The sequence below is a fragment of the Sorangium sp. So ce406 genome (genome assembly GCF_051474675.1).
GTDB classification, from domain to species: Bacteria; Myxococcota_A; Polyangia; order Polyangiales; family Polyangiaceae; genus Sorangium; species Sorangium cellulosum_G.
Genome location: NZ_CP150340.1, coordinates 850840 through 871228, shown reverse-complemented (window position 1 = coordinate 871228; position 20389 = coordinate 850840). Strand labels below are relative to the sequence as shown.

At 73.6% G+C, this 20389-nt stretch carries 11 protein-coding genes; 5 read left to right on the top strand and 6 right to left on the bottom strand.

Annotated features, from left to right (window positions below; translation table 11 throughout):
- Window positions 1–34 precede the first annotated feature (34 nt).
- The 6 genes from WME96_RS03215 to WME96_RS03190 form a co-directional block, all read right to left on the bottom strand.
- Entirely contained in the window at window positions 35–2974 is a 2940-nt protein-coding gene (locus tag WME96_RS03215) for an MXAN_6577-like cysteine-rich protein (protein WP_437288709.1), read from the bottom strand.
- 252 nt (window positions 2975–3226) lie between these two features.
- Entirely contained in the window at window positions 3227–4426 is a 1200-nt protein-coding gene (locus tag WME96_RS03210) for an alpha/beta fold hydrolase (protein WP_437288708.1), read from the bottom strand.
- 839 nt (window positions 4427–5265) lie between these two features.
- A complete protein-coding gene (locus WME96_RS03205; RefSeq protein ID WP_437288707.1) occupies window positions 5266–6243 on the bottom strand; it encodes a TIGR02757 family protein in 978 nt (325 codons plus the stop codon).
- Entirely contained in the window at window positions 6240–7931 is a 1692-nt protein-coding gene (locus tag WME96_RS03200) for a sensor histidine kinase (protein ID WP_437288706.1), read from the bottom strand. Before WME96_RS03200 ends, WME96_RS03205 begins: the two co-directional genes overlap by 4 nt.
- A gap of 12 nt (window positions 7932–7943) precedes the next feature.
- Window positions 7944–9518, bottom strand: a complete 1575-nt coding sequence (locus tag WME96_RS03195; RefSeq protein WP_437288705.1) for a GAF domain-containing protein — start codon at window positions 9516–9518, stop codon at window positions 7944–7946.
- A 475-nt stretch (window positions 9519–9993) separates the two neighbouring features.
- Entirely contained in the window at window positions 9994–12387 is a 2394-nt protein-coding gene (locus WME96_RS03190; protein ID WP_437288704.1) for a thioredoxin domain-containing protein, read from the bottom strand.
- Window positions 12388–12542: 155 nt separating this feature from the next.
- Between WME96_RS03190 and WME96_RS03185 the strand changes: the two genes are divergently transcribed.
- The 5 genes from WME96_RS03185 (at window position 12543) to WME96_RS03165 (ending at window position 20340) form a co-directional block, all read left to right on the top strand.
- Complete coding sequence (locus WME96_RS03185) at window positions 12543–14972, top strand: hypothetical protein (protein WP_437288703.1); 2430 nt, start codon at window positions 12543–12545, stop codon at window positions 14970–14972.
- A gap of 1 nt (window position 14973) precedes the next feature.
- Entirely contained in the window at window positions 14974–17484 is a 2511-nt protein-coding gene (locus tag WME96_RS03180) for a hypothetical protein (protein WP_437288702.1), read from the top strand.
- A gap of 133 nt (window positions 17485–17617) precedes the next feature.
- A complete protein-coding gene (locus WME96_RS03175; RefSeq protein ID WP_061618911.1) occupies window positions 17618–17962 on the top strand; it encodes an HU family DNA-binding protein in 345 nt (114 codons plus the stop codon).
- A 115-nt stretch (window positions 17963–18077) separates the two neighbouring features.
- Window positions 18078–19307 carry a tyrosine--tRNA ligase gene (gene tyrS, locus WME96_RS03170; RefSeq protein WP_437288701.1) on the top strand — a complete coding sequence of 410 codons (1230 nt, stop codon included), beginning with the start codon at window positions 18078–18080 and terminating at the stop codon, window positions 19305–19307.
- Window positions 19300–20340 (top strand): hypothetical protein, encoded by a 1041-nt coding sequence (locus WME96_RS03165; protein WP_437288700.1) that lies wholly within the window; start codon window positions 19300–19302, stop codon window positions 20338–20340. The genes tyrS and WME96_RS03165 overlap by 8 nt, the downstream gene beginning before the upstream one ends.
- The last annotated feature ends 49 nt before the right edge of the window (window positions 20341–20389 follow it).

Here is a 20389-nt window from a genome sequence, read left to right as displayed (position 1 = left end):
GTCGGCCGGACTTCAGGGCGCACGCGGCGCGGGCTCAGGGAGCGGCGATGTTCAGGGTGAAGTTGCCCGACGCGCTACCGTAACCGTCGACAACGATGGTGATGACCTGACCGGCGGTGAGCGTCACCGTCGCCCGCGACGTCGAGCCGACCGAATCGTCGTTGCAAGCGACCGAGGTGCCGCTGCAGCCGCCGGTGTGGACGTGAAGGACGGTATCGTAAGACGAGCCGACCGTGTCGATGACGTAGCGGCCTTCGGCCGGGGCCGTGTAGGTGAACACCATCTCCGAGGCGGTCGACGCGGCGGAGCAGCTCGGTGTGACGGAGTTGGGTTGCCCCGCCGTGGAGCCGGTCCTGGTGAGCGGCAGCTCCGAGCCGAGATCGATCGCCGTCGAGCAGGTCCCCTCGCCGTCGAACTTGTCGACCTGGAGCACGTAGTCGCCGCGGCTCGTGTTGCGGCCGTCGATGGCGACGAGGGCGGTCTGACCGGCCACCAGGTCGACGGTGAGGCGCGACTGCGGGCCGCCCGCATCATCGTTGCACCGGAGCGCCGTCCCCGCGCAGCTCCCATCGAAGACCTGGAGGATCGTGTCGAAGCTCGATCCGAGCGTGTTGAAGATGTAGGTCCCGTTCTCCGGCGCGGTGAAGCTGTAGATCATGTCGGGAGCGTTGGAGGACCCGCACGTCGGGGTGATGGACTCGGGCTGATCGGCGGTGCTCCCGGTGACGACCTGCGGGACGGTGGAGCCGAGATCGATCGGAGTCGAGCAGGTCCCGCCGCCTTCGTACTGCTGGACGTTGAGCGTGAACTCGCCCGACGCGGTCGCGGAGCTGCCGTCCACGACGAGGAGGATCGTCTGGCCCTCGTCGAGGTCCATCGTCAGCCGCGAGTGCACGCCTCCGGCCGCGTCGCCGTTGCATTTGAGCACGGCCCCGGAGCAGTCGCCGTCGCGCGCGTAGAGGACCGTGTTGAAGCTCGATCCGAACGTATCGAAGATGTACGTACCGACGGCGGGCGCGGTGAAGCTGTAGGTCGCCTCGTTGCCGCCGATGCCGCCGCACGTCGAGCTCATGATGTCGACCGCGCCCGCGGTCGTCCCGGTCACCGTCTGGGGCACCGTCGATCCGAGATCGATCTCCGGGCACGGGGGGAGGATGGTCTCCTTGACATTGAGCGTGTAGGCGCCGGAGCTCGACGTGGTGTAGCCGTCCACGACGACGACGACGGTCTGCCCCCGCTGGAGCCGCACCTTCACCTGCGATTGCACGCCAGACGTGTCGTCGTTGCACCCCAGGTTCGGTCCGCTGCACGTCGCGTCGTGGACATGGAGGACCGTGTCGAACCCGGTGCCGAAGGTGTCGAAGGTATAGAGCGCGTCCGCGGGCGCTGTGAACGCATAGGTGGCCTCAGGGCCGCTGCCACCCGCGCAGGGCGCCGAGATCGCGCTCACGCGATCCATGATCGCGGTCGTGCCCGTCACCGTCTGCGGGAAGGTCGAGCCGAGCGTGTGCTCCGGGCACGGCGGCGGCACGTACTCGGTGACGTTGAGCGTGAATGGCCCGGAGTCGCCGTCGAAGCCGTCGACGATGGCGACCACCGTCTGGCCCGCCGAGAGGCTCGTGATGACGCGGGACTGCTCAGTATCCGCGGTGTTGTCGCTGCAGGCGATCACCGAGCCAGCGCACGTGCCGCTGCGCAGCTCGAGGATGGTATTGTACGAGGAGCCGGCCGTATCGAAGATGTACCTGCCGGCGCGCGGCGCGGTGAACGTGTAGCTCGCGTCGGGGGTATCGACCGACCCGCAGCTCGGCGCCACGGCGTCGCCGAGGAGCGTCGTGTCGCCGGTGATGCGCTGCGGGAGCGTCGGCTCGATGTTGCCGGCCGGGCACACCGGCGGCACCGTCTTGTCGATGCTCAGGGCGAAGTCGCCTTGCGCGCCGTTGTAGCCCGACACGACGACGAGGATCGCCTCGCCCTCCTCGAGGAGCACCGAGGCGCTCGCCTCGGGCCCGCCGCGATCGTCATTGCACGCGCGCTCGTCGCACAGGTCGAAGCTGAGCAGGCCGATGGCGGTGTCGTAGCTCGATCCCGCGGTATCGAACCTGTAGCTGCCGGCCTCGTCCGCCGTGAACCTGTAGACGACCTCGGTCGATCCGATCGCCACGCAGGCGAGCCCGAAATACGTCTCTGCGCCGAGCGTGGTGCCCGTCACGACCTGCGGGACCGACCCGCCGATGTCCTCGTAGTCGCCGACGATGCAGGCGCACGTGCCCTCCTGGCAGACCAGCCCCGGGCCGCACGCCGCGCCGCATTCGCCGCAATGCTCCGGGCTGTGCATCAGATCGGCGCACTTTCCGCCGCAGTCGGTGAGGCCCTCGTTGCAGACGCACGCCCCGTCCGTGCACGTCTGGTTGTGGGCGCACCGGGCCTCGCAGCTCCCGCAGTGCTGTGGATCGCTCGCGAGGTCGACGCAGGCGCCGTCGCACGCCTCGAGGCCGGCGTCGCAGACGCAGGCGCCGTCCTCGCAGCGCTCCTCGGCCGCGCACACGTTGCCGCAGCGCCCGCAATGGCGGCCGTTGACGTCGAGATCGACGCAGCCGCCATCGCACGTCTCGAGGCCGGGGGCGCAGGCCGCGCCGCCGGTGCCGCTGGCGGCGTCGGTGTCGTCCTCCCCTTGGCTCGCGCCGTCGCCGCCGCTGCCGCCGACGCCACGGTCGCTGACGCACTCGCCCGCCTCGCAGCGCTCCCCGCTCGCGCAGACGCTGCCGCACTCGCCGCAGTGGTCGGGGTCGGCCTGCGTGTCGACGCACGCGCCGGCGCACAGCGCCAGGCCTTCACCGCACGTCACGCCGGAGTCGTCACCGTGCGCGCAGGACGCGGACGAGACGAGGAGGGCGGCCGCCGTCAGCCAGCGCGCCCTCGATGACAGAGGGGACGACAGGTCGAATCGGGAGCGCAATCCGGGTTGACTCATGAACATCCTTTGGCGGACACGCCGGCCACCGTGTGGCGCGAGAAACCCGTCCGCGAGAGTACGCCTGTTCGCTTTCGCTCTGCAATCGCAGACCCGCGCGCCGCGACGCGCGATCGTCCGATTTCGTTGCGGCTTTCACTTCCACGTCCACTTCCACGTACGCGAGAGTCTGGATGATATGGAAGACGCGGACCCGAGCGCCGCCGGGGCGGCCCGGACGAAGCACCGGTGAGCCGAGCGCGCGAGCGTCGGTCAGGCGGCGGGGAGATCCGGCAGCGGATCGGCCTCCTCGGAGGTGGGCTGACGCGCCTGGATGGACTCCAGCGCCGGTGCGCCGGTCTCCGGCCCCGGCGCGCCCTCGGGCTGCGGATCCGGGCCGAGGAAGCGCGCGATCGGCTCGAAGAGCTCGGCGCCGGTATACGCGCCGACCGCCAGGTCGCCGTGGCCGTAATCTTCGCGCGCCCCGAAGTCGCGCCCGAGGACGAGAAAGCGCTTCGGGGTCTCGGGGTGATCGCGCCCCCACGCGTCGAACGCCGCGCGCACCGACGAGACGGGGGCTATCCGGTCGGCGCTGCCCGCGATGAACAGGGCCGGCGCCGAGATGGACGCGAGGCCGTCGAGGACCCTCTCTCCGTCCACACGGATCTCGCCGTCGCCCGTCATCCACGCGGCGAAGTCGGCGTTGAGCGCAGCGGGGATGTCCTCGATGCAGTTGACCAGCGCGAGCCGCGTGACGCCCGGAGGCACGTTGCGCGGGTTGGCCACGGCGTGATGGAGCGGCGTGGGCAGCCACTCCGAGGCGAACGCGACGCTGCGCGCCATGAGGCGCAACGGCACGCCCGGGAGCAGCCGGCCCGGCAGGAACCGCATGAGGCGCGCCGGCGTGGTGAAGCGGCCGGGGGAGCCGACGATGACGACGCGGCGAACCTGATGCTCCGGCACGCTCCGCCCCAGCGCCGCATAGAGGAGCATGCCGCCCATGGAGAAGCCGACGTAATCGAGCGATCGGGCGCCGGTGCGCTTCAGGATCGCCCCGAAGGCGCAGGGGAGATCGTACCGGACCATGGCCGAGAAGCGGACGCTGCGCCGCTCCAGCCGGGTGAGGAGGCGGCCGCTCCGCAACGTCAGCAGCCACACGTCGCGTCCGAGCGCGGCGAGGTGGCGCGCCAGCGAGTAATCGGGGTGGATGTCCTGGTTTCTGTGGTTCGCGGCGATCCCATGGACCAGGACGATCGGCGGCAAGTCCAGCTGCGCGGACGCTCCGGGCGGGCACGGGACGCGGCGGATCTCGATCTGCGCGCCGTCCTCGGTCCGCAGCGCCTCTTCCACGCTGTACTCGAGCGGCAGGGTCAGCCGTTTGACCCAGTAAAAGAGGTGCGCCCACAGCCCGATCGCGCCCAGCACCGCGAGCGCCAGCGCGACCAGGAGGTAAGCCCCGAATGTCCAGACCATACGCCCAATCTACCCGCCGGAGCCGTTTCCGCATGCGAGCAGTCTCGACATCATGGCGCAGGGACGGAGCGAGAGCCAGTTACCGCTGAGGTCGCTTCTCGGCTCGCTCGCCCGGATGATCATCAATGATGCGAAGAATGCAAACAGCGCGTTTCGCGATCATTTCCACGAGCGCGCGAGAAAGGCACACAGCGCCCGGGAAGGACATGGCCCTCACGCATCGGACTGCGCGCCTCGGGAACTGCCGTTGACGGACACGCATGTCGGCGCTGGCTCGTTTTCACCCGCGCCGCGTCTGGCCGCGACACTGCCGTGTGACCAGGCCCACTGCGATGCGATGCGGGAAGCCTCCAGCAGGGGCGTGCACAAAGGTTCCACCGCGCGGCGCGAGCGACGTGGCATGCGGGTCGCAACGAGGTCGTCGAGAGAAGCGGTGAGGATCCCGCAAGAACCCCGGTGACCCCGGGGTACGCACACCAGGGCGCCGCGGCGGAGCTCGGGGGGGCTCCGCTGCGGCGCTCTTCTTGCGCCGTCCCCGTTGCACCGTACCGGACGGACGCGCACAGGCGCGCTCGCCGGAGACAACGGCGACAAAATGAAAAAAGCGCCTCGCGGACCTGGGGGGGGAAGGTCTCCGCGACGGCGCTCGATGGCCAGTAGAGCAGGCTCTGTGCCGACCTATCTGAAACAAGATTTCAGATAGTTATCGACCGGGGACGCAGCGCCTGTTGCATCCTTGAAAATCAGATTTGAAATCGGGTGCAGATCCGAAGGGAGTTTCGTTCCGGTCGAACAAGCACGACGGCTGTTCTGGACGGACGAAGCCGGACACGACGTGCTCACCCTTCCCAGTAGCGGCAGACGGCCTTCACGCCACAGCCCTCGCAGCGGACCGGATCGCGCCGCGACGGGCACTGCTGGAGCATGCCGAGGTGGCAGAGGGCGAAGTCGTACTTGACCGGGTCCGCCGGATCGAAGCCGCGGAGCGCGGCGGTGATCTCCTCGGCGGTCTTCCAGGTGGCTCCCCTGCGGTCGGTGAGGCCGATGTTGTAGCCGAGCTTCTCGATGTGGGTGTCGACCGGGATCAGGAGGGCGGACGGGGGTACCGGCCACAGGCCGAGATCCACGCCGTCGGCGGGGCGGATCATCCAGCGCAGCAGGAGCATGAGCCGCTTGGCGGCGCTGCCCTTCTCGGGGTCCGGGAGGATGTGCGCTGCCCCGCGGTCGCCCGGGCGGCGGTCGAGGCCGCCCGCGCGCCGGATCGCCCTCACCCACGCGCCCAGCGCCTGGCGCAGGTCGCCGGTGCGCGCGAGCTCGGCCGCGAACGCGGCGCCGAGCGAGCCCGAGGCGCGCTGCACCCGCCGCGCGCCGACGAGGAGCGCGGCGACGTCGCGATCGCGGTAGACCCGGTGCCGGAAGCCGCGCAGCCGCGCCGAGACGGCCCGGGGGTCGTCCGCCGTGAGGGCGATGTCCGGCCCGAGCCGATCGAGCGCCTCGGCGATCTTGGCGCGCAGCGCCTTCACGTTGCCGAAGGCGAGCGACGCGGCGATGACCGCCACGAGCTCCTGGTCGGCCGGGTTCGTGTAGCGATGGACGAACGAGACCGGGTCCTGCGCGCGGCGCTCCGCGACGGCGCACCGCGCGCGCACCTCGTCGAGCGCGGCCAGCAGGGCGGCGCGCCGCGACGCGTCGCGCCGGGGCGCCGCCTCACCAGCGCCGCGCCGGGGCGCCGCCTCACCAGCGCCGCACCGGGGCGCCGCCTCACCAGCGCCGCGCCGGGGCGCCGCCTCACCAGCGCTGCGCCGGGGCGCCGTCACGTCGCCCCCGCGCCCGGCGCTTCGTCGGCCGCGCTCGAGGCGAGCTGCGCCTCGCGCTCCGGCGCCTCCCGGCCGTGCTCCAGCGCGGGGAGCGACACCACGAAGGCGCTGCCGTGCCCGTCCTCCGTGAGCGGGCTCTCGACCCGCACGGAGCCGCCGTGGCTCTCGGCGATGTGCTTCACCAGCGCGAGCCCGATCCCGCTGCCGCGCACCTGCCGCTCGCTCGCCCGCCGCCCGCGCGCGAAGCGCTCGAAGATGTGCTTCTGCTCGTCCGGGTCGATGCCCGGCCCCCGGTCGCTCACCCGGATGGCGACGCGCCTCGCCGGGCGCGTCAGCGCCGAGAGGCGCCCGCTGCCGCCGCCCTCCGCCACCACCGCGACCTCGACGCGCCCGCCCTCCTTCGCGTACTTGAGCGCGTTGTCGAGCAGGTTCACGATCGCGAGCTCGAGCGCGCGCGCGTCGATGAGCGCCTCCGGCAGCCCCTCGGCGATCGTGAGCTCGACGCTCATCTCCTCGCGCTCGGCGCGGTAGCGGTACATGTCGACGGCGCGCGTCGCCACCTCGGCCAGGCTCCCGCGCGCGAACTCGTAGGCGGCCTTGCCCCGCTCGACCCGGGCGAAATCGAGGACGTTCTCGATCAGCGCGGTGAGCCGCTCGCTCTCGCTCACGATGATCTGCAGGTACTGGCGGCGCTTCTCGTCGTTGGGGACGCGGTCGCCGAGGAGGAGCTCGCCGAACATGCGGACCAGCGAGAGCGGCGTCTTGAGCTCGTGGGACACGTTGGCGACGAAGTCGCTCTTCAGCGCCGCGAGCCGCCGCTCGTTCACGGAGGCGACCACCACGATCGCCAGCCCGGCCAGGGCGACCAGGGCGGAGAAGCCGACCATCAGCAGCTCGATCAGCCGCTGCCGCTCCACCTTCTCCCCGAGCTCCTCGGCCGTGGTGAGCGCCATCTGGAGGCGCCAGTTGTAGAGCGTGGTCGGGAACGGGCGCCCGACGGTGAACTCGCCGCCGATGATGGGCGGGCCGAACACGATGCGGCCCTCCTCGTCGATGACGTTCATGCGGCTCTTCTCTCGATCGAGGTCGCGGAAGAGGCGGGGCATCACCTCGTGCACCAGGCGCGGGACCTCGTGCCACGCGATCACCAGGAACCGGCGGCCCATGTGCTCGCGCTGCCAGTAGCTCACGAGCAGGCTCTGCTGGTCGATCACGTGGTGGAGGTGGCGGAGCTCGCTCGCGTCCCCCGAGAAGTTCATCTGCGGCAGCAGGCGCGCGAGCAGGAGCTTGCGGAACGCGTCGTCCTCCCGCCCGGACGCGCCGCGCGAGGCGAACGCGAGCACGTCGTGCGCCTCGTGGTCCATGTCGAGGACGAGGATGGCGCGCACGGTCGGCGTCTCGCGGGCCGCGGTGGGGAGCCACCGGCGCGCGATGACCGAGAGGTTCGCGACGTCGACGTGCGCGGCGACGACGTTGTCCTGCGCGATGATCAGCTTGTCGAGCCGGTCGACGCGCTCGTCGGCGAGGGTGAGCGTCGCGTCGAAGACGGTCTGCTGGCGGGCCTTCTCGATCTGCAGCGTCGTGCGCAGGGCGATCCCGCCGAGCACGAGCACGGCCACGACGATGGCCGGCACGAGGGCGAAGTACGGGACGCGATGGCGCTGCCCGACCGGGGGGAGGAGGTCCATCGCTGCGCGCCGCTAGCGGGCGGCCCTCCTGGTGGCCGCGGTGACGAGGCCTGGCTCGGTGACCACGCCGCGCGCCCCGACGAACTCGGCGAACTGCTGGCCGATGTAGGTGAGCGCGTTGCCGTCGCTCTCGGAGAAGGGCTTGCCGTCGAGCGGGTTGGCGATCTCGAGGAGGCCGAGGTAGCGGCCCGCGAGCTCCACCGGCGCGCAGACGACGCTGCGGAGCTCGACGCCGGTGGCCTTCCAGCGTTCGTCCATGACGCGCTCGTCGCTGGACACGTCGGGCACCACGACGGCGCGCCTCGACCGCATCGCGGCCAGCGCGAGCGGCGCCCGCTCGGACAGCCTGGTGAGGAGCGCGGTCTTGCCGCCTTGTTGCCGGACGACGACGAACTCGCCCCGGTTGATGTCGAACAGCGACACGAGCCCGAGGGCGCACGGGATCTTCTCGAGCGTGAGCGAGAGGATGAAGTCCGCGCCGGCGAGGGTGTCCTGGAGGAAGTGCAGCTCGCTGCACGCCTCGAACAGCTCGGCGATCAGGTCGTCGCCGGAGAGGCGCCCGTTCCTGGGAGGGTAGGACGACCGCCTCCGCGGCGGGGGGCTCGGCGCGGGGGGAGCGGCCTCGGCCGGCGGTGGCGCGGCCGGCAGCGGCGTCGCGGTGGCGGCGGGCGGCGGCGCGGCGCCCGGCAGCGGCGTCGCGGTGACGGCAGGGAGCGGCGCGGCGCCCGGCAGCGGCGTCGCGGTGGCGGACGGCCCCGCGGCGGGCGGCGGCGTGGTGCCGCTGGTGCGCGGACGAAACTGGATCTCGGGCTCCCCTGAGCGCCAGTCCTTCCAGGCCAGGGTCGCGAGCGGGCTGCGCTGAGGTCGGCCCTGGAAGACGTGGTCGAACACGGCGATGTGAATGAACTTGCCCGGACGGGCCTCGTCGATGAGCTTCCGTGCCACATCGAGCCGGTCGAGCAGCAGCGCATTGACGAGCTCGCGCGGGGTGCCGGTCGCGACCGCATAGACGAGCTCTCGGTACGTGAGCGGCGAGCGCTCGGACGGGTCGTCCGCGCGCTGCGACACGAGCTCGAACGCCGGCAGCGCGCCGGGCGCTGACGCCGGCGCGGCCGCCCCCTGCGCAGCGCTCGCGGGTTGCGCCGCGCCGTCCGCCGGTTGCGCCGCGCCGCTCGACGGCTGCGCCGCGCTGTCCGCCGGCTGCGCCGCGCCGTCCGCCGGCTGCGCCGCGCCGTCCGCCGGCGGCGCCGCGCCGTCCGCCGGCGGCGCCGCGCCGTCCGACGACGGCTGCGTCACCACGAGCGCGGTTCCCATCGAGATGAACGGGACCGTGGGCGCCGGCGCGCGCCTCGCCGGAGGGCGCGCCTCCGGGGACGCCGCCGCGGCCGGCGGCGCGCCCGCGTCGTCCGTCAGCGCCGCGTCGTCCGGCGCGCGCTGCACGACGTACCGCACGCGCGTCGCCGGATCGATCGCCCGGTAGCCGGTCTCCAGCAGATCCACGGAGAAATTGTTGAGCGGCCCGTCGTCTCCGCGGAGCGCCCGGGCCTTCTGCAGCGCGGGCTGCCACTGCGCGGCCTCGACGCACACCTTCCTGCTCGGCGGTGCGTTCTGGCCTAACGACGAGATCTCGACGAACCAACGCATCGTTTGCGGTTCCCATCCGCGCTGGCGCTGACCGGGTCGCGCGCTCTGGCGCGAGGATCTTTCTACTCGACGCGCGCGAGATGGGTCAACGCGCAGGCCGCACGGAGAGAGCGCGCGGACGCGCGGGCACACTTGCGAGGAAGGCCTGAAATATTCTCAGAGCAAGGCCGGCAAGGAGAATCGGGCCTGTCCTGAGATCGCGCCGCCCGCGCGGCAAGACGCCGCAGCCGCTCGGCCACTGAACGGCCGCCGGGTACTCCCTGCCGCCGACGGCGAGACGAGCAGACCGGCGAATACGCAATCCAGGCCGATCAGGGGGTGGTCGGCGCGCGCGGCCCGGGGAACGATCCGTGAGCCGCGACTCTGCATCATGTCCACTCGTGCGCCGATCCACCCCTGTCGGGTCCGGCGACGAGCGCTATTGCGTCCGCAGGATGACGTGGAAGCCGAACGGCGTCTCCACGACCCCGCTCAATGCGCCGACAGCGACGTTCTCCAGCGCCTGCTCGAACTCGCGCACCATCGCCCCCTTCGGGAACTTGCCGAGATCGCCCCCGCGCGCGGTGGCCCCCGGCTCGTCGCTGTACCGGGCCACGAGGTCCTCGAACCTCGCCCCCTGCTGCGCTGCCTTGAGCGCCTGCTCGGCGAGCGCGCGCGCCTCGTCCCGGCTCCGGGACACGTGCGGCGGAGCACGACGTGAGCCAGCATACATCACGAGCAGGTGCTTGGCCCCCATGAGCCCGGGGTTCGCGGGCGGCTGCGCCGCGGCCGGCTGCGGCGGCGCAGCCGGATGCGCTGCGGGCGGCTTCGCGCCGTGCAGCGACTCCATCGTGGGGGGATCGGGCGGGCCGAGCGCCTTGTCCACGAGCCGCTTGAAGCGCGCGGTCGCCTGCGCGCCGCTGAGGAAGTAGTCGTTGATCGCGAAGGCCGGCGTGCCGGTGATGTGGAGGCTCGCGGCGAGCTTGCTGTCCGCCTCGACCGCCGCGCGGTGCGCGCCCGAGTCGAGCGCGGCGCGCAGCTTCGCCGCGTCGAGGCCGATCGCGGCCGCGTGACGCTCGACGGCCTCGCGGCTGAGCCCGGTCTCGGACTGGTCCTCCCACAGGCGCTGCGCCATCGCCCAGAAGCCGGCGTCGCCCTTCTGCCGGAACGCCTCGATCGACGCCTCGGCCGCGAGGGGCGCCTGCTTGTGGAAGGGGAGCGGCAGGTGCCGGAAGACGACGCGGACCTTGCCCGGATAGGCGGCGATGATCTCGTCGAGCGTGGGCTGGACGCGCTTGCAGAACGGGCACTGGAAGTCGGCGAACATCTGGATCGTCACCTTCGCGCCGGGCTTCGCCCCCTTGCCGGGGTTGTCCCGGGTCGGCGCGGGGGCGAGGACCCGCTCGAAGGGCGCGCCGGCCTTCGCGTCCTTCTGCAGCGCGTCGTAGACCTTCGCGGGCGGCGTGCCCGCGGCGACGAGCTTCGCGGCGCGCGCGAGCTGCTCGTCGATGAGGGCCTCGAACTTCTCCGCCGGCTGGGCCCCGAGCAGCCGCCTGCCGTTGATGAAGAAGTGGGGCGTGCCTTGCGCGTTGAGGGCTTCGGCGAGGTTCTGATCGCGCTCGATGCGCGCCGCGTGGCGGCGGGCGGCGATCGCCTTCTGCGCGCGCGCCACGTCGAGGCCCAGGGTCTTCGCGTGCGCCGCGAGGTCCGCGTCCTCGAGGGTGCCTTGCCGCAGGAGCTCGTACGCCTGCCAGAACGCCGCGTCGCCCTTCTGCGCCCTGGCCTCGAGCGCGAGCTCCGCGGCGGGCTCGGCCCGGCGGTGGAAGGGCAGCGGGTTGTGCTTGAAGACGAGCCGGAGCTGCTGGCCGTACTTCTTTTCGAGGCCGTCGATGGTCGGGGCGACCTTGCGACAGAACGGACACTCGAGGTCCGAGAACATGACCAGCGTGACCGGAGCGCTCGGGTTACCCCGGGTCGGCGAGCCGTCGACAGGCACCTTCCACACGGTCGGGTCGTCCTCGGCTTCGGGCGAGGACCGCGCCGGGGCCGGCGCGCGCGCCCGGTTCTGCGCGGACAGGGCGGCGTAGAGGCGCTCCCGCGGGACGCCGGATCGCTGGAGCGCCTCGGCCGCCCGGAGCTGCTCGTCGATGACGTCCCGGAACCTGTCGATGGGTTGCGCGCCGCTGACGAGCACGCCGTTGATGAGCGACGCGGGCGTCCCCGTGACCCCCGCGGCCTTGCCCGCCTGGAGGTCCTTGTCGATCTTCGGCGCGTGCTGCTGCCCCGCGAACGACGCGCGGAACGCCGCCCGGTCGACGCCCGCCTCGGCGGCCCACGCCTCGAGCGACTCCGGCGTGAGCGCGCGCTGGTTGGCGAACGCGAGCCCATGGAACCTCCAGAACGCCTCGGCCCCGCCGAGCCGGAACACCGTCTCTGCAGCGAGGTGCGCGGGGCGCGCGTTCTTGTGGAACGGCAGCGGGTTGTGCTTCCAGACGACGCGCAGCCGGTCGGGCCCGTAGGCCTGCTTGAGCTGCTCCAGCGTCCCCATGTACCTGCTCGTGAAGGGACACTCGTAATCCCCCCACACCACGACGGTCACCGGCGCGAGCGGGTCGCCCCACCACGGATCGGCGCGGGTGACGGGCACGGCCGTGCCCGGGTCCGGCTCGGGCTCGGCCGCCGCGGCGGCGGCCGGCGCGGGAGGAGGCGGAAGCTCGACCGTCTTCGCGGGCTCGACCGCCGGCGGCGTCGTCGCGCTCGGCGCGCACGCGGCGAGCAAGATCCAGAGGAACAGCAGGAAAGATGGGCGATATAGCGGAGCAGGCGCTGGCATGGTCCCCTCGTGTGGCGTGGTCCCGCCAGCGAATCCTACACGGACAGCGGATGCTCAGGCCGCCTGGCTGCGCGCCGCGCTCGCCGGCCCGGCGGCTTCCCCTCGGACGGGGTTCCACGGGCTCGGATCGCGCGAAAGTCGTGTAAAAGAGCCGCGTGTCACCGTCCAGCGCCGACCCCGTGCCCTCCGCGCCGCCAGGAGGAGCTGCGCCCCCATCCCGGCCGAGCAGCGCCTCTCCGGGCGAGCCAGAGGGCGCGGCCGCCGGCGACCCGAGCCCCGAAGCGCGCGCCGGCCGGCTCGACCGCCTGGTGGCCGCCTGGCCACGCGTCGATCCAGTCCTGTTCGCCGTCTATGCGGGGGCCTGCGTGCTCTACGCCGCCGTCGCGTTCTACGGGGCGATGCACCGGCAGACGGGCGGCATGTGGTCGGCGCCGCTCGACGACGTCTTCATTCACTTCGATTACGCCCGCGCCACCGCGCGCGGGTACCCGTTCGAGTGGTCCGAGGGCAACGGGTTCTCGAGCGGGAACACCAGCCTGAGCTACCCCTTCGTCCTCGCGCTCGGCTACCTCATCGGGTTCCGCGGCCTGCTGCTGATGCAGTGGGCCGCGATCGTCGCGTGCGCCTCGACGCTCGGCTTCCTGCTCGTGGGCGCGCGGCTCCTCGAGCCGATCGGGCGCTGGGCCAAGTACCTGCTGCCGCCCGTGGCGCTCTGCATCGGCGCGCTCGACTGGTCGCTGTTCAGCGGGATGGAGAACGCCTTCCACCTCGGCGTCTGGGCCCTCGCCACGCTCGCCGCGCTCGAGGTCGCCCGCGCCGCCAGCGTCCCGAGCGCGCCGCGCGATCCGGGCGGCGCAGGGGACCGCGCCGCGGCGCCAGCGAAGCGCCTCGCCCGCATGGGCTGGCTCGCCGGCCTCGCGGGCGCGCTCCTCTACGCCACCCGGCCCGAGTCGGTCGTCTGCGTCGCGGCGCTGGGCGTGTACGCCGCGATCGCCGTGGGGCGCGCCCACGGCGGGCGCGCCGCGATCGCGACCCTGCTGCGGACGTCGGTGCCGGGCGCGATCGCGTGCGTCGCCCAGGCGGTCGTCAACCGCGTGTTCACCGGCGAGTGGTCGGCGAGCGGCGCCATCGCCAAGCTCGCGCTGAACAACCCGTACATGACGTCCGAGGAGAAGTGGAGCACCTACGAGTTCCTCGCGACCTACGTCATCGCCCGCAACACCAACCACCACTTCTCGGACGCTCTCCCCTGGGGCTGGCTCGTCCCCGCCCTCGCGCTCGTCCCCCTCGCCTCGCGCAAGACCCGCGGGATCGCGGCGCTGCTCTGGATCCAGGTCGTCGGCTGGCTCGCGCTCGTCGCGCTGAACGGCCAGGTGCGCTGGCAGAACGAGCGCTACACGATGCCCGCGGTCGCCTGGCTGCTGGTCCTCGCGGCGCTGGGGCTCGCCCTGCTCGTCGCGCGGGCCGCATGGAGGGCGCCGGACAGCACCGACGGCCGCCCCGCGCAGCGCGAGGGCGGCCCGGCCGCGCTCTGGGCGCGGCTCGCCGCCGTGCCGGCGCGCGCCCTGGGCGCCCGCGGCGGCCTCGCCGGAAAGGGTGGCCTGGCCGCCAGCGGCCTCTGGGTCGCGCGCGTCGCGCTCGCGCTCGCCCTCGCCGCGGTCTTCTGGGCCCACCAGCTCCCGAGGATGCGCGACCAGATCTGGTTCTTCGGCCGCGCCAGCCGGAACATCCGCGACCAGCACCTCGTCGCCGGCAAGGTGCTCGCCCAGCTCGACGTGCGCCGCGTCCTCGTCGGCGACGCGGGCGCGCTCCTCTACGCGTCGGACCGGCCCGGGCTCGACCTCATCGGGCTCGGCGGCTACCACGACCTCCCGTTCGCGCGCGCGGGCGTCCACGGCCTGGGCGCCTCGCTGGAGCTCGTCGAGCGCATCCCGCCCGACGACCGCCCCGACGCGATGGCCATCTACCCGGGCTGGTGGGGCGAGCTCCCGGCCATCTTCGGCAAGCAGATCGTCTCGGTCCCCGTCGTCGGGAACGTGATCTGCGGCGGCGCCGAGAAGGTCATCTACAGGGCCGACTGGAGCCCGTTCGCGCACGGCGAGGCGCCCGCGTCGATGCGCGCCGACGAGCAGGTCCTCGACGAGCTCGACGTCGCCGACCTCGTGAGCGAGCGGGAGCACGGCTACACGTTCCCGAGGCCGCAGGCCGGCTTCGTCGGCTTCAGCGTCCTGCCCGACCCGCGCGGGTCCGGGCGCGATCGGTTCGACGCGGGCCGCGTCATCCCGGGCGGCAGGAGCGAGACCGCCCGCCTGCGCGCCCCGCGCAACGGCCCGGGCAGGCTCGTGCTCCGCACCGCCGCGACCCGCCCCGCCGTGATCCGCGCGACCGCGGACGGCCGGGAGCTCGGCCAGGTCGCCCTCCGCGCGAGCGACGGCTGGACCGAGGCGTCGATCGCGCTGCCCGAGGGCCTGGCCGAGACGTTCACGCTCACGCTCACGCCGGTCGAGGGGGAGTGGATCGACCACCACGTCTGGGTCCTCGAGCGCGCCGCGCGCCCCGAGGCGCGCCCGCTCGCCGGGCCGTGACGTGCGCGCCGGCCTGCCCCGCGACCCGGCGCAGTGGGTCGCGCTCGCGCTCTCCCTGGCCGCGCTGCTCGCGGGCGCCTGGCTCCTCCGCCGCGGCCGCTCGCCCGCGGCCTCGCGCCCGGGCCCGGCGCCCCGCGCGGGCGCGGCCCCGGGCCTCGCGATCGCCGCGGCGCTCGCGGTCGTCGCGGCGCTGATCTCGGCCGCGTACGTCGCGGTCTACCTCCGGGGCGGCCCCCGGATCATCGACGCGACGAGCTACTGGCTCGAGGCGCGCGCGATGGCGGCGGGGCACCTCGCGTGGCCGCTCGACGAGCCCGCGGCCTCGGTGCTCGGCCGCTTCCTCGTCCGCAGCGACGCGGCGGCCCACGGCGCGGCGGCCCTGAGCGCCGCGTCTCCGGTCGGCGCCGCCCCGAGCGACGTCGACCACGTCGCGGTCATCTTCCCCCCGGGCTACCCGGCCCTCCTCGCGCTGGGCTTCCTCGCGGGAGCGCCGCTCGCGGTCGGCCCCCTGCTCGCCGCCGCGCTCGCGATCGCGACCTACGACCTCGCCGCGCGGTTCGCGCCGGAGGACCCGGCCGCCGCCGGGGGCGCCGCGCGGATCCCCTTCGTGCCGGTCGTCGCCGCGCTCTTCTCGGCGCTCTGCGCCGCGCTCCGCTACCACACGGCCGACACGATGTCGCACGGGCTCGCGGCCCTCTGCTTCACGGTCGCGCTATCGTCGGCGCGGCGCGCGCTCGACGAGGCCCGCGGCGCGGCGACGCGCGCGCCGACGGGGCGCCTCGATCCGGCCGTGCGCGCGGCCGCCCTCGCCGGGCTCGCGGCGGGCTGGCTCGCGGCGACGCGCCCGCCGAGCGCGCTCGCCCTCGCCGCGGCGCTGCTCCTCGTGCTGCTGCCGGGGAGCGCGCGCGGGCCCGCGGCGGCCGGTCCTCGCGAGGGCGGCCCGGCGCCCCGCCCTGCGCCGCGGCTCGGCGGGCTCGCCGCGGCGATGGTGATCGGCGCGCTCCCCGGCCTCGCCCTGCTCGCGGCGCACCAGCGCGCGGCGACGGGCGGCCTCGCCTCGTCGCAGGCCGCCTACTACGCCGTCTCCGACGGCCCGCCCGGCTGCTTCCGCTACGGCTTCGGCGCCGGGGTCGGCTGCCTCGGCGAGCACGGCGACTTCGTCCGCCACAACCTCGCGGAAGGATACGGATTTCTGGCGGTCGCCGGCACGACGCTGCGCCGCCTGAAGCTCCACCTCGTCGACGCGCTCAACGCCGAGCCGCTCGCGCTCCTCGTGATCGTCGGCGCCGCGATCGCGCTCCGGCGCCCGCGCTCGCGCCCCCTCGCGATCGCCCCGCTCCTCCAGATCGCCGCCTACGCCCCGTTCTATTTCGACGGCAACTACCCCGGCGGCGGCGCGCGCTTCTTCGCCGATGTCCTGCCGATCGAGCACGTCCTCGCGGCGATGGCCGCCCTCGCCCTCGTGGAGCGCGGCGTGGTCGAACCCCCCGCGCGCGAGGGCCGCGGCCCCGCGGGCCGGCCGCGCGCGCAGCTCGCGGCGGCGCTCGTCGCTGCGGCGCTCGCGCTCGCGGGCTTCGCCTTCCGCGCGGGGTTCGATCACGCCGCGCTGCGCGATCGCGAGGGCGGCCTGCCGATGTTCGACCCCGCCGCTGCCGCGCGCGCGGGCGTCGCGCGCGGCCTCGTGTTCGTCGACACGGACCACGGGTTCAACCTCGGCTTCGACCCCGCCCCGGGCGACGTCGCGGTGCTGCGCTACCGCGGCGACGCGCTCGACCGCATGGCCTGGGAGGCCCGCGGCCGTCCGCCCGCCTACCGCTATCGCTTCGCGATCCCGGACGACGGCGGCCTCGCCGCCGTCTCGATCGCGCCGCTCGTCTTCGACGGCTTCGACGGCCCCGGCGACGCTGTGCCCGGCAAAGCCCAGCGCGACGCCGTCATCGAGGGCGAGTCGCTGTGGCCGCCGCGCGCCCAGCGCGACGCCTGGGCGCTGCCCGAGCACGCCGGCGGCACCTGCGCTTCCGGAGGGCGCATCCTCGCCGTGCACGCGGCGGCGGGCGGCGCCGCCACGGCGAGCGACGCCGCTTCCGCGGCGAGCGGCGCCGCTTCCGCGGCGAGCGACGCCTCCGTCGTGCGCGTCGGCCTGCCCGCCCCGTGGCTCCGCGGCGCCCGGATCAGCCCGCGCGTGGCGGTCTCGGGCGACGGCGCGGGCGAGGTGCGCCTCCTCGTCGACGGCGCCCTGCTCCACGTCTGGCGGGTCGAGCCCGCCGCGCCGGACTCCGCCGCGCCGCTCACCTGCGCCGAGCTCCCGCCGCATCCGATCCCCGAGCGCGCCGTCGAAATCGAGCTCTCTCTTGCGCGCAGGAGCGCCGCCGGCGCCGGCGCCGCGAGCCCGCAGGAAAGCTCAGAAAGCCCACGCCGCCGCGCCGGAACCGAGGGAACCGAAGGCCGAGCCGAGGGCCTCTTCGCGCTCGACGCGGTCCGGGTCGCGGGCGGGAATTCGGTTGACCGCTAGTCCCGTAACATGCGAGCTTTTCTTAGGATTCTGTTGTCATGCGGCCCCTGGACCGGCGCATCCTCCGGGGCCCTGCGGTGAAGGCGGTAAGCCGAGCGCCGGCGGTGGTCCGCTCGGGTGGGGGAGGTGGACCATGACGAAAAGCGAGCTCATCGACGCGATCGCGGGACGGGGGGAGCTCACCAAAGCTCGCGCCGAGCTCGTGGTGAACTGCGTCTTCGACGCGATGACGCAGGCGCTCCAGCGCAACGAGGGCATCGAGATCCGCGGGTTCGGCAGCTTCACGGTCAGGCCGTACAAGCCCTACAGCGGCAGGAACCCGCGCACGGGCCAGCCGGTGCCCGTGCCGGCCAAGCGGCTCCCGTTCTTCAAGGTCGGCAAGGAGCTCAAGGAGCTCGTCAACGCCAGCCGCGCCTACGCCATCTCGGGCGACGACGACGACGAGGATGACGACGACGAGGACACCGACGACGAATGAGGTGACGCGCCCCCTACCCCGCCGGCGCGCGCGCGACGTCGGGGACGTCGCGCGCGGCGTGGGGGCCATCGCCCCTCTGGCGGGCAGTTGCGCTGCGCGGTAGAAGCGGGCCCCCATGGTCCCCGCCGAACGTCAGCTCGAGATTCTCTGCAAGGGTGCCGTCGACCTCCACGTCCGCGCCGAGCTCGAGGAGCGGCTCCGCGAGGGCAAGCCGCTGCGCGTGAAGGCCGGCTTCGACCCGACCCGCCCCGATCTCCACCTCGGCCACACGGTCGTGATGCAGAAGATGAGGGAGTTCCAGGACTTCGGGCACACCGTCATCTTCGTTGTGGGCGACTTCACGGCCATGGTCGGCGACCCGACCGGCAAGAACGAGCTGCGCCCGCGGCTCTCGCGCGAGGAGGTCGTCGCCGCGGCGGAGACCTACCAGGCGCAGGCGTTCAAGGTCCTCGACCGCAACAGGACCGAGGTCCGCTACAACTCCGAGTGGCTGAACAAGCTCGATCCGACGCAGATGATCGAGCTCTGCGCGAAGTACACGGTCGCCCGGATGCTCGAGCGCGACGACTTCAAGAAGCGCTACGAGGAGGCGCGGCCCATCTACGTGCACGAGTTCATGTACCCGCTCCTCCAGGCCTACGACTCGGTCGAGCTCGAGGCCGACATCGAGCTCGGCGGCACCGACCAGCTCTTCAACCTGCTCGTGGCGCGCGATCTGATGCCCCGCTACGGCAAGCGCGCCCAGATGGTGATGACGATGCCGCTGCTGGAGGGCACGAACGCGCGCATCGAGGACGGCAAGGTGGTCGGCGCCAAGATGTCGAAGAGCGCGGACAACTACGTCGGCATCACCGAGCCGCCGTTCGACATGCTGCAGAAGCTCATGCTCGTCGATGACGGCGTGATCTGGCGGTACATGGAGCTCCTGTCGTCGCGCCCCCCCGAGGAGGTCGCCCGCCTGCGGGAGGCCGTCGTCCGCGGCGAGCAGAGCGTCATCGCGGTGAAGGAGCTCTTCGCGCAGGAGATCGTCACCCGCTTCCACTCGGCCGAGGACGCGCGCGCGGCCCTCGAGCGGCGCCGCAGCGTCGCGGCCGGCGGCCTGCCGGACGTCATCGAGGAGATCCGCGTGGCGAGCGACCGCGACACGATCCCGATCGGCAACGCGCTCGCGCTGGCGGGGCTCGCCGAGTCGACCTCCGCGGCGCGGCGCCTCGTGAAGGGCGGCGCGGTGCACCTCGACGGCGAGGTGGTGAAGGACGAGCAGCTCAAGCTCGAGCGTGGGAAGCGATTCCTGGTCCGCGTCGGCTCGAAGAACCGCCGCTTCGCCTACCTCGTCGTTGACTGACGCGCCCGGGCGGGGGCTGCGCCGGCGCAGCGTGATCGGCGGCGTCCTGGGCTGCGTCTTCGGCCTCGCGCTGCCCGCGTGCGGCGGCGCGCCGAGGCCGCCCGCCCGCCCTGTCCCCCCGCTGCCGCCGCTCGCCACGGCGGACCTGACGCGCCTCCTGCCGCAGGCGGGGCTCCGTTGGCTGGTCCTCGCCCGGCCCCGCGAGATCGCGGCGGTGCCGTGGCTCATCCCGTCGATCGCGATCGTGGCGCCCGAGGAGAACCTCGCCCGGCACGCCGGCGCGACCGGCGTCGATTTGCGGCAGGTGCGCGAGGCGGCGATCGCGTCGTACGTGTCGGACGAGGGCGAGGCCCGGCTCTACGTGGCGCGCCACAGCGGCGACCCGCGGACCATCGAGCGCCTGTTCCGGCGGCGGCTGACGGGCAAGGAGCGGCGCGCGCTCGATCGACCGGACGTCGTGCGCGTGACGGGCGACATCGGCAGGGCGCCGCACGCGCTGGTGCTCCTCGGCCCGGACGTTGTCGGCGTGCAGGACGGCGGCAGCCCGCTGCGCGGGCCGGCGCGCGTGGCGTCGCTGTACGCGCTCGGGCGCCTCAAGCGCTCGCCCACGGCCCTCTCGGAGGGGCCGCTGGCCGCGCTGGCGGCCCGGTTCGGCCCGGCGCCCGTGCGCGCGTTCGCGCCGGGGCCGTTCGACGGGGAGCTGGCCCGCGGCGCGCGGGGGCTGCTCGCGGCGGCGACCGCGGTGGGCGCGGCCGCGAGGCCGAGCGCGCGCGAGGGGATCGCGCTCGCGATCGCGGTGGCGGGCGATTTCTCGACGAGCGGGGAGGCCGCCTCGGAGGAGCTGCTGCTCGCGTGGAACGAGCTCGCGCACGGGTCGTTCGGCCACCTGCTCGGGCTGGACGCGCCGGTCGAGCCGCCGCTCGCCACGCACGCGCCGGACGCCGTGGCCATCGCGGTCGAGCTGAACCCGCGGGCGCTCGCCCGGGGGCTCGCGGCGGCGACGGGCGAGCGGATCGAGGAGATGCTGCGGTAGGCGCGGCCGCCCGGCGCGCACGCCAGCTCAGGACGATGGGCGGCGTGCT